Origin of the sequence: Sulfurimonas sp. NWX367, assembly GCF_039667065.1 — a bacterium.
Lineage (GTDB): Bacteria > Campylobacterota > Campylobacteria > Campylobacterales > Sulfurimonadaceae > Sulfurimonas > Sulfurimonas hydrogeniphila.
In genome coordinates this window covers 145,348-155,647 of record NZ_JALCZM010000004.1, presented here as the reverse complement: position 1 = coordinate 155,647, position 10,300 = coordinate 145,348, and the positions used below count along the sequence as shown (strand labels likewise).

The window sequence follows — 10,300 nt, the reverse complement described above, 5'->3', positions numbered from 1 at the left end:
GTTGTTGTTTATTAGTTATTTCTAAGTAATTTATCTCTTTAACTCTAAAGTTAAAAAGTCTCTTACTTGCTTAGTTTTCAATGATCTCAAACATTTTTAAAAGCTTCTACTTGAAGTCTCTCTAGGCCTTTTTAACAAGGTCTCTCTGTTTGTGGATGGGAATTATAGGGGAGTATTGCTTAGAGACTGCTTAATGTTTGGTGGGTTTTTTAAAAAGTTTTTGAAGTTACTGTTTCTTAATATTTTTTTCACGTCTATAGCTATAATATGTGTGCATATCCGGTTTCCGGTTCTATTTTAATTACAATCTCATTCCTGTTGTTCGCACTCGTTTTTGGATTAATACAAAGATCCAAACAAAGCTTTATATAAATTGCTGATGTCGCAATTCTATCAACAGCAGAATTTAAAGCAACCATAGAAGTTGAACTTGTATTCCCTCTGTATGGTCTGCCTATATGATCAAACAAAATTCTTCTTGCTCCTGAACCTGTGCTTCCTCCTGTCACTGTAATAGCAGCAATACCATATTTCTTGCCTATGTCCAACTCTTTTGAAAGATGTTTTGTTTCAGAATTGTCAAAATTATTATTTGCAACACCAATCAAATACTTACCTTTTTTTAGCGGATTTTGTGCTACTTCCACATCAGTATATGTATTGTTCGCGCTTGGATTACCATCATACGCTCCACCAATTTTGGCAGGAGAATCCGAAAATATCATATAAGAGTTTGTTCCGGCAGCCGTGGAAAATGCCAATTGCCACTTTTGCCTAAACCAGTATGGCTCATTCGCATCAAACTTGTCATCAATAATTGCCAAATGCTGCGTATACCTTATATGGGAAACCAATTGTATAGCTGCTTCCTGTAAAGGATTGGTCTTGGTATGCGGAATTATAACTGCTGCCAATATACCAATTACAACCACCACAAAAACAATTTCTAAAAGAGTAAAAGCTTTTTTCATGAGTGTAGTATATCAGAATAGAATAAAAAGGGGAAAAGGAATGAAGATGAGACAAAGAGTAACCTCTTTGTCTCATGCAGAATAATTAAATTTTTTCTGCTTTTTTTACATCGTAAAGAATATCATCCATCGGATGTCTGTACATTGGCATAGCAAGACGTTTTTCATCAAGAACGTGCCCGATAAAACCTATTGAACGGCCGACGATAAAGAAAGAGTTAAGAGTACCTGATTCGATAAATTCATTGATTTCTTCTTCAGAGTATCCCAGTGCTCTCCACATATCAACCATTAAGATACCTATAGTACCATCAACATTTAAGATAAGGTTCTCTTTTTTTGATGTTGTTAATGCTTCAACAGTTTTTGCATAATCCAGCAGTGGAGTACTTGGAAAATGTTCTGCTGCGTAATTCATAAGACCCGTAACACGAAGATCCGGATTTTTAAGAGATTTAATACGGTGACCGATACCTGGAATTGGTACACCTTCACTTTTCATATATGCTAAAAACTCTTTTGGAGAAAGATTGTTATCATCAGCATATTTAAAATATTTTGCCGCACCGTCAATTGCACCACCAAATCTCGGACCAATTGTCAATAAACCGGTTACAAGTGATTCAACAACTGATTTACCTGCACGTGCTGTTACTTTTGCATTATGCGCACCAGAAACCGCAGGACCGTGGTCTGCTACTGTTTTTATAACTGTTTCTATAAAATCTGTCGCCCATTTGGGATACTGTTTTTTAAACCATAAAAGTGAAATAACATCACCGATACCTTTACCTGTATCCGGAGTCGCAACAGATGAAATAGGAAAGCCTGCATATGTAGCCTCTTCCCCTCTGTCATCAGAAATAGTACAGATAAAGTTTTTAGAACGACGCATTTTAGGAATAACATTGATTTCAGGTTCTTCAATTTCCCCAATAATGCCTTTTGTTTTCAAATCATCATAAACTTCCATGATAGTTGCCGGTAAATCGTTAAATGTAGCCGGTACATGTATACCAGCTTCAGCCATCGCTTTGTTTTTAGCTTCAGCAGTTTCACGCTCAGCATTAGCGGAAGCACCAGCATGCCCGAATTGAACACCGGAATCATAATACTTAGCAATAGTACCGATACACCATGCAATAATTGGCTTAGTAATTTTCCCGGATTTTACTGCTTCGATTACTTTATACTCTTCTGTACCACCGACTTCACCCAGTAAAATCATATATTTTACATCCGGGTTTTCTTGCATACGCAATAAATTGTCAATAAAAACTGATCCTACGAATCTGTCACCACCGATAGCAACACCTTCCGCAATACCATCAGCATTAATTGCAATGATGTTTGAAAGTTCGTTAAAAAGTCCACCAGAGCGTGTCACAAGTCCGCAAGAACCGGCACGGTGCAATTTTGAGTTGATAATATTTTCAATAGTACCACCGATATTGGCAATTTTAAATGCACCCGGAACAATAGCACCAACAGTTGCAGGTCCTATAACAGTTACATTGAGTTCTCTTGCATAGGCATTCATGCCACGGGCAAGTCTTTCCGGAATTCCCTCAGCTGTGATCATGATTGTTTTAAAGCCGCCAAGGTTTAAGGCTTCCATTGTTACATCATAAGCCGTTCTGAATGATGCAAAGTTTAAAAGTACATCAGCTTGCGGCTGAGCAGCTTTTGCTTCTGCTGTACTTTTGTAAATAGGGACCATAATCTCATCCGCACCCCAAAAAAACTTTTCAAATTTGTTTGAACTCGTAGGTGCAACGATTGCCGCAACAGATGGTGTTTCTCTTTTGATTGTGTAATCATAGTCAAGCATTCTCTGGATAGCAGTTTTGTTGTTATTCCAAAAAATTGCTTGTGTATCTCTAGTAAATAATTTTCCCATCTTTTCTCCTTACTTCTCTTCTAATGCCATACGCACGATGTCTGTTACATGTGTTTCCGGACCATATACTTCAATGTTTAAACCTAATCTGTCAGCAGCTTCTTTGATGTCTTTTAAACCTTTTTCATAGTTTGGACCACCACGTCTGACATAAATTTTTATACCTACGTCTTTCATTTTATCGGCGTAATTTTCAAAAGCCTGAATAATACCTGTAAATGTTTTTGCAACATCTGTAAAGTTTGCAATCGCTCCACCAATGATTAAGATTTTATCACGCCCTTGAGGATCTTTTTCTCTTGTCATTAAATCAAGAAGTGTTTCAGCATAAAATTTTGTTTCACCTGTAGTTGGACCGCCTGAGTATTCACCATAGTTCGCTAAATCTTCAATACCTGCAAAATCAGCAATAGTATCAGCGTATACAACTGAAGCACCACCACCGGCAACCATAGTCCATATTCTGGCTTCAGGCTTCAGTAATGTAAGCTTGAGTGAAGCACCTGTTTTTGCATCTGCTTCCTCGATTGCTTCAACTTCCGGAGATTTTGCTTCCATACCAAATGCAGTTGGATACTCAACATCACCCCACTCTTCTACCATCATAAATCCGGCAGTATCATCCAGTTTTGCAACCATGTCTAAAAGCTCAATTTTTGTTCCTTGCATAACAAATGGATTAATTTCAAGGTATGCAAAATTTAGTTCACGATACGCTTTAAAGAAACCGATTGCAAATTTTGCAAAATTTTCTTTATCTTCTTCTTTTACGTCTGCAGGAATATTTGCTTTTATTTTCTCGGCGATCTCTTCTTCTGTAGCAGTAATAGGGAATGCAACTTCGGTAACTTTTTCATCCCATCCCTCTTCAACTTCCATACCGCCTTCAGCTGACATGTAGAGAACATCTTCATCTCCTACCACAGTTGCTGAAATATAATACTCTTCAGACTGATCATGCGGAGTAAACGGCTCAACAATAAAGTGAGTCAATCTGTCTACTTTTGGCTCACCTGTCGGAGTATCTCCCTCAAATGAAAAATAGACTGCCACATCTTCTTTCGCTTTTTCGTCAATCCATGCTGCAGCTTTTTCTAAAGTAACATCACCCGGTTTTTGATCTTTAAAAAGCACTAAGTTATTTTTACCACGTTTACCAAACAGCATATCCGGTTTTACAACTAATGGTTTTTCTTTTAACCATGGTTTTTCTTTTGCAGCTTCAAGCAGTTCCGCACCTGATGTTACCAGAACCGTCTCGTATGCATAAGTGAAATCTGGAAAGTATTTATTCCAATGTTTTGCTAAAATTGACTTCGCGTCATATTCTCGTATCGCTTTTTGAGCCATAGAAACTCCCTATTTTGATATTTGTGGATTATTCTAGCATAAAGTATCCAACAAATATCTTTGGTTTATATTAACCATTAAATAGATTTATTTATTGTTTATTTTAGTAACATTAGCCTTATACAGTATTTTATTTTTGTAACGTATAGTAACATCACTCTTAATATTTGAATGAGGTTTTAGTTCTTGTAAAACATTTTCATCACATTTATCAATAAAATAAAATTTTAATCTTTTCTGCATATCCTGGTTGGTTTTCACACACAATATATTCATTGCTTTTAACTCGGTTGCAAGTTTTTTGGCAATATGCATTTTATATGCAAAATGTTTTTTTGGATTGTCTAAAAGTAAATACAGTTCTTTGTTAAACATTACAATTAGGGTATTAAAAATTAAAAATACAAAGGCCAACACAAATATTGCTCTGTATCTTTTCCTGAAGTTTGTCAGTCTCACCCTGTATGAATGTGCAAAAGTTTTCGCCGCCAAAGGCAGCGCTAAAATCAGATAAGGTGCAAATAACTCAAGTTCGACACGTTGTCTAAATGACAGGAGTAAAGAAAACAATAAAGCAGTTGATGCTATATACCATATTTGGTCATTCTCGTCATTAAGGTAACCACGATACAGCGTATAAAAAATATATATAAATATAACAGGGGTAAAAATAGCACTGTAAACTCCGATTGTGTCTAAAAAATGACCACTCGGCACACCGGATATATTTAAACCGTAGATATAAACAGACAAACCTGCGAGAAAAAGATTGTATAAAAACAATATTTTATTTTTTTGAAATAAATAAAATATTGCAAGTCCTGCAAACAAATAAACAAAACCCGCATCTAAAAGTGCATACAAAAACAACAGAATATTCAAGTAATAATCATTCAGTTTTTGACTCAAATATATGTACAGAAACAGTCCAAAGATAATCAAACCGGCATGACTGATGACAAGAGCAGCACTGACAACCCCAGGTAAAAGTACAAATACTGTTACTAACCATAACCTGTTTCTCTCTAATGCCAAGTATTTTGCAGAAATCGCATGTAAAAGCCATGCACTTAAAAGATGTAAAAGTATCATCACAAACCGTAATGCAAAATCATTTTGTCCAAATATTTTTAATGAGAGTTTCACTAATTGCTGTAAGAAGGAAGCATCTCCGTACAAAAGTGATGCTTCAGAGGGAGAGATGGAAATTTGCGTAGTTTGAAAAATAAGAATAGATGCATCCAATCCAAGTATCAGGAATAAGATGATTCGATATTTCATAATTTTAGAAAATTTCCAATAATTTCATGTCCGTATTCGCTCATTATAGATTCAGGATGAAACTGCACGCCGTAAATATCTTTATCTTTTATTTTTAGTGCCATTATTTCATCATCATCCATACTGAAGGCTGTCGGTTCGATACTCTCCGGTATACTCTTTTTATCGACTATCAGAGAATGATAACGTGTTGCCGTAAATTCATCCGGCAGAGTGTCAAAGAGTTTACATGTAGAGTGTTTAATCTTTGATGTTTTACCGTGCATCATATTTTTGGCACGCACGATATCTGCACCAAAAGCCTGTGCAATACTCTGGTGCCCTAAGCATATACCAAGAATCGGCAATTTGTCCTGAAAATAATTTATCACTTCCAAGGTTACACCTGCCTCATCAGGAGAAGCCGGTCCGGGAGAAATTATAATTTTTTCCGGATGAAGATTTTCTATCTCTTGCACACTCATCTCATCATTGCGTATAATTTTTAAATCCGCTCCAAGTTCCCTGCAATACTGAACAATATTGTATGTAAAACTGTCATAATTGTCTATCATTAATATCAAAATTTTTCCTACTGAGTAATCTATATATTTTTTGTAGTATAGCTATATTGCTCTTGTATTTTACTTATTAGTTTCTTCCTTCAATGCAATATTGTCACCTGTTCCAAGCAGGACGCCTATCCATTGTGTATTTTGATTGGCATCAAAAATAATCTTTGCCATTATTGTTAAAGGAATTGACAAAAGCATGCCTACTATGCCCAAAAGCCATCCCCAGAACATGAGTGAAAGAAAAACTATCAGGGTGGACAGTCCTAAACCTTTTCCCATAATTTTAGGTTCAAGAATAGAGCCTATGACTATATTTATCACAGTGTACAACACCATGACTACCAAAGCGCTCATGCCTCCCAGCTGCACTAAAGTAATTAAAACTGCAGGAATGGCTGCAATTATTGAACCTATATTTGGGATAAAGTTTAACATAAAAGCCAATACTCCCCATAAAAAGGCATAATCTGTACCTAAAAAATAGAGACTCATCCATATGATGGCACCGGTAAACAATGAAATGAGTGCTTTGAGTACCATATAGTTTTTTATTTTAGAAAAAATTCTTTCTATATGAGCCATTGTCTCTTGATGTCCGTCAGCCAGTTCCACTTTTTTTACAAAATATTGTGATTCAAGCAGCATAAATATCACTGTTAAAATAATGATAAAACCATTTGTAAACATAGCACCCATACTTTGAATAATACTTGTTGCGAATTTCATCGCCTGTTTCATATTTATCAGGTTTGCTATATCCTCAGTTGAAATTTCTATACCGAAAGAAGCGGTATAGTGTGAAATAAGCTGATAATATTGCGCAAGTTTTTGTGCATATGTATCAATATTGGCACTAAAATCATGCACTGAATTACCCACAAGTTTTGCAATCAGCGCCAAAAACAGAATAAAGACTGTTATTACCAAAGTAACAGACACAATATCCGGTATCGACTTTGACTTAAAATAATTATACAAAGGAGAGAGGATAATTGCAATAAACAAAGAGAGTAAAAACGGAATAATAATGACTGATGCACTTTTTATGCCTGCCAGGACAATCACAACACTTGCCATAACGATAAAATAATAGCCTATTTTATGCTCTTTCATACGTTTTTCCTTTAGCTTTGAATCTCTTGTTGATTTGTAATCTGCTGTAAATAGTTTGAAATATTAATAAGTGAAAAAGTGACTAAAAAAATCATTAAACCTGGAAAAAAACTCACCCACCAGGCAATGTCAATAACATCTTTTCCTCCACTTAAAATTGTCCCCCAGCTCATCTGAGGTGCGACAATTCCCAATCCTAAAAAACTCAATCCTGACTCTGCCAAAATAGCACCGCCCACGCCGAAAGTAAAACTTACAAAATAAATCGGAGCCAAAACAGGGACATAATATTTTAAAAGAATTTTTAATGTATTTACCTTTGCGATCTTGAGTATTTTAATATAAGGCTGGGAAGTAATTTTAAAACTCTCAGAGCGTATCAGCCTGGCGGTTGTCATCCACCCTGTAATTGATATAATAACAATCAGAACCAAAGCAGAGGCATTGACATAACTGACCAATGCAAGCAGTAAAAAAAATGTCGGAAATGTCAAAAAAAGATCGACTGTAATGACAAAGATCCTGTCCACGCTTCCTTTGAAATATCCGGCCATCGAACCCAGAATCAGTCCAATAAAAGAAGCGACAAAAGCACTCCCTGCCCCAATAATAAGAGAAACTTCTCCTCCGGCAATAAGGCGAGCCAATATATCCCTTCCCAGCCTGTCCGTGCCTAAAGGGTGCATCAAGGAAGGCGCCAACAAAATTGCTTTTGCATCTAAAGCATAGGGGCTGGCATGGTATAGTTGTGATCCGAAAAACGAAAACAGGAAAATAAAGATGAGTATAAATATACTGAATTTAGGCATAAAGCTATTGTTTAATGCCTAAAAGTGTCTGCATCATTTGATCAACAGTAGTAATCACTTTTGCGGCAGCACCGTAAGAAGTCTGATACTTGATGAGATTTGTCATCTCTTCATCAATACTTACTTTTGTAATAGAATTATATTCCATCTCTGTCGCATTAAATTGCGTAGAAACAGTTTCATTCCTTGTTATGGCTGAATTTGTTGAGATGCCTACATAGGTACTGGTAATATCAAACATCCCGTATGTTGTCGTATCATACTGCTCATTTCCTACCTGAAATTTATAGGATTCAAACTGTTGCTGAACCATATCAAGAGCGACTCTGTTATCACCTGCATTGGATGAATAGCCAGCATGTAATTGTGTCGGATTATTCCTGTATTGTGTATTGAGACGAATATCTCTTGCATTAGTCCCCTCAAAAAAGGAACCAAGCCCTATAGCACCTGCAAAATTTGTTCCTGATGCAAATGTATTATCAGGTAAGTTGTCAACAACGGCAAATGTATAGCCTTGCGAATTGGCAGCTGTATTCATGCTGAGTTCAAGTTTTATATCACCATTCGCATTTGGTGCATAATTAAAAATCATATAATCATCAACATCATTATTGGCATTTGCATCACTGTTGTCATCTTTATTTGCGATGATTTGCCCCTCAATTGAGTTGGAACCACTGATACCTGACATAGAAGTTGCAGCATCAATGTTTATCGTCCTTTTTGCCACCTCATTGCCATCTATATCATACACTGTCACATCAAAAGAACCGGGATTAATATTTAAAGAGGAAGTTACCAAAGGAGTTGCCGGATTAATATTAATGTTATTTGACTCCATTCGGGATCTGGCACTTTTTGCATACAGGTTGTTTGTTGATTCTATGAGGCCCTTGGCAAAAGCATCAAGATCTGAAACAACATTTTGCAATACACCATCTGTCGGCATACCACTTGTTGTATCAACAGCCCGACCTCTCAGATTGAAAATTGCTCCTATCTTTCCATTGGTTATCTCTTCTTCCATAGGAATAAGTGTACCATCCTGTCGTTCATAGGAGAGTTCATAAAATCCATACGGATTATTCCCTTTTTCAATAGTGAGCGGATGATATGTACTGCCGTCAACAAGATTAAAACCGTTAACACTAAGTGTATAACTTCCGGTTCTTGTATTTGAATTGGAATCTATCTGAATATTTGATTCCAACTGTCCTTGATTTACTTCAGCGCCTATCAATCTGGATAAACTTCTTTCTATAACATTTCTTTTATCCCGTAAATCATTTGCAGTGTATCCTCCACCCGCTTCAGCGACATCAATGGACTTGTTAAGATCTGCCAACTGCTGAGCCAGACTGTTTACCTCAGTAATATTAACATCAAGCTGGTCATTTACCTGCATTTGTAAATTTAAAACCTGGTTTTGTGTTTGGGTTATATGCTGTGTCAGTGTTTCGGTCTGTTTTGCCAATGCAACTTTTATGGAATCATTATTTGGATTATCAGCAAAAGTCTGCCACATATTATAGTATTCGGCCAGGTCCGCTTTAATTCCGACACCATCTATTTCAGGAAAATATGTTGAGAGTTCTTCAAGTGTTTGTCTTTCAAAATCACTGTATTCTTTATCTGCAGAAACACTGCTGTATCTGTCAAACACAAAATTGTCAAATACTCTTTTGATATCCTGGATTTCAACGCCATTTCCAACATTTCCTGCACTCGTAATCAAAGGATTTGCAGCTGAAGTGATCACTCTTTGACGGGTATATCCTTCATTTTCCGCATTTGCTATATTGTTTCCTGTTGTATTTATTCCGACTTGTGCTGCGCTTAATCCGCTGTATCCGATGCTGAGTGTATTAAAAATTGAAGCCATTTTAAACCCTTACTTCCAATATTGTAGAGTCTTTGGATGCAACCTTGTTGTACCCCTGCATTTCAGTCGGTACTAATCTTTCCAGGAAGGTATTGTATAAATTACTCACGACAACTACTAACTTTGCATACTGTTTATTCACTGTTCTGAGTTCTGACAAGCTTTGTTTTAATTCATCCAGTAGTTGATGCTGTGTTTCATCTAATAATTGGGGAAGTTCAACATCCGGATGGGATGTAATTAACGCAGAAATTTCATAATCTATCATTGCTTTTTTTGCTTCAAAGCTTTTTAGTTTTTCTTCTTTTATGGAGAGTCTTTCAAACTGATGGTCATGTTGCGCTTTTTGAATATCTTTGATATCTGATTTTGTTATTGAAATTAAATCTTTTAAATCCTGTAAAGCACTCTGCAAATGATGACTCAACATGCCATTC

At 36.2% G+C, this 10,300-nt stretch carries 9 protein-coding genes; all 9 read right to left on the bottom strand.

Going from position 1 to position 10,300, the window contains the following annotated elements:
- Positions 1-260: 260 nt before the first annotated feature.
- Positions 261-971, bottom strand: coding sequence for a prepilin-type N-terminal cleavage/methylation domain-containing protein (locus MNY28_RS11540; RefSeq protein ID WP_346389923.1), 711 nt, complete (start codon positions 969-971; stop codon positions 261-263).
- An 85-nt stretch (positions 972-1,056) separates the two neighbouring features.
- On the bottom strand, positions 1,057-2,871 hold the full coding sequence (locus MNY28_RS11535) for a citrate/2-methylcitrate synthase (RefSeq protein ID WP_346389922.1): 1,815 nt from the start codon (positions 2,869-2,871) through the stop codon (positions 1,057-1,059).
- Positions 2,872-2,880: 9 nt separating this feature from the next.
- Positions 2,881-4,221 (bottom strand): ATP citrate lyase citrate-binding domain-containing protein, encoded by a 1,341-nt coding sequence (locus MNY28_RS11530; protein WP_151899869.1) that lies wholly within the window; start codon positions 4,219-4,221, stop codon positions 2,881-2,883.
- A gap of 87 nt (positions 4,222-4,308) precedes the next feature.
- On the bottom strand, positions 4,309-5,502 hold the full coding sequence (locus MNY28_RS11525; RefSeq protein ID WP_346389921.1) for a hypothetical protein: 1,194 nt from the start codon (positions 5,500-5,502) through the stop codon (positions 4,309-4,311).
- The gene (locus MNY28_RS11520) at positions 5,499-6,065 is read right to left on the bottom strand and encodes an aminodeoxychorismate/anthranilate synthase component II (protein WP_151901488.1); all 567 of its coding nucleotides are present in this window, start codon (positions 6,063-6,065) and stop codon (positions 5,499-5,501) included. Before MNY28_RS11520 ends, MNY28_RS11525 begins: the two co-directional genes overlap by 4 nt.
- Positions 6,066-6,125: 60 nt before the next feature.
- Entirely contained in the window at positions 6,126-7,169 is a 1,044-nt protein-coding gene (locus tag MNY28_RS11515; RefSeq protein ID WP_346389920.1) for an AI-2E family transporter, read from the bottom strand.
- A gap of 11 nt (positions 7,170-7,180) precedes the next feature.
- Positions 7,181-7,978 (bottom strand): ABC transporter permease, encoded by a 798-nt coding sequence (locus MNY28_RS11510; protein ID WP_346389919.1) that lies wholly within the window; start codon positions 7,976-7,978, stop codon positions 7,181-7,183.
- A gap of 4 nt (positions 7,979-7,982) precedes the next feature.
- Positions 7,983-9,863 (bottom strand): flagellar hook-associated protein FlgK, encoded by a 1,881-nt coding sequence (gene flgK, locus MNY28_RS11505; RefSeq protein ID WP_346389918.1) that lies wholly within the window; start codon positions 9,861-9,863, stop codon positions 7,983-7,985.
- A gap of 1 nt (position 9,864) precedes the next feature.
- Complete coding sequence (locus MNY28_RS11500; RefSeq protein ID WP_346389917.1) at positions 9,865-10,293, bottom strand: hypothetical protein; 429 nt, start codon at positions 10,291-10,293, stop codon at positions 9,865-9,867.
- Positions 10,294-10,300 lie beyond the last annotated feature (7 nt).

Excerpts from the sequence above, each read along its gene's own strand:
- MNY28_RS11540 (WP_346389923.1), bottom strand. The coding sequence starts at position 971 with ATGAAAAAAGCTTTTACTCTTTTAGAAATTGTTTTTGTGGTGGTTGTA.
- MNY28_RS11535 (WP_346389922.1), bottom strand. The coding sequence starts at position 2,871 with ATGGGAAAATTATTTACTAGAGATACACAAGCAATTTTTTGGAATAAC.
- MNY28_RS11530 (WP_151899869.1), bottom strand. The coding sequence starts at position 4,221 with ATGGCTCAAAAAGCGATACGAGAATATGACGCGAAGTCAATTTTAGCA.
- MNY28_RS11525 (WP_346389921.1), bottom strand. The coding sequence starts at position 5,502 with ATGAAATATCGAATCATCTTATTCCTGATACTTGGATTGGATGCATCT.
- MNY28_RS11515 (WP_346389920.1), bottom strand. The coding sequence starts at position 7,169 with ATGAAAGAGCATAAAATAGGCTATTATTTTATCGTTATGGCAAGTGTT.
- MNY28_RS11510 (WP_346389919.1), bottom strand. The coding sequence starts at position 7,978 with ATGCCTAAATTCAGTATATTTATACTCATCTTTATTTTCCTGTTTTCG.
- flgK (WP_346389918.1), bottom strand. The coding sequence starts at position 9,863 with ATGGCTTCAATTTTTAATACACTCAGCATCGGATACAGCGGATTAAGC.
- MNY28_RS11500 (WP_346389917.1), bottom strand. The coding sequence starts at position 10,293 with ATGTTGAGTCATCATTTGCAGAGTGCTTTACAGGATTTAAAAGATTTA.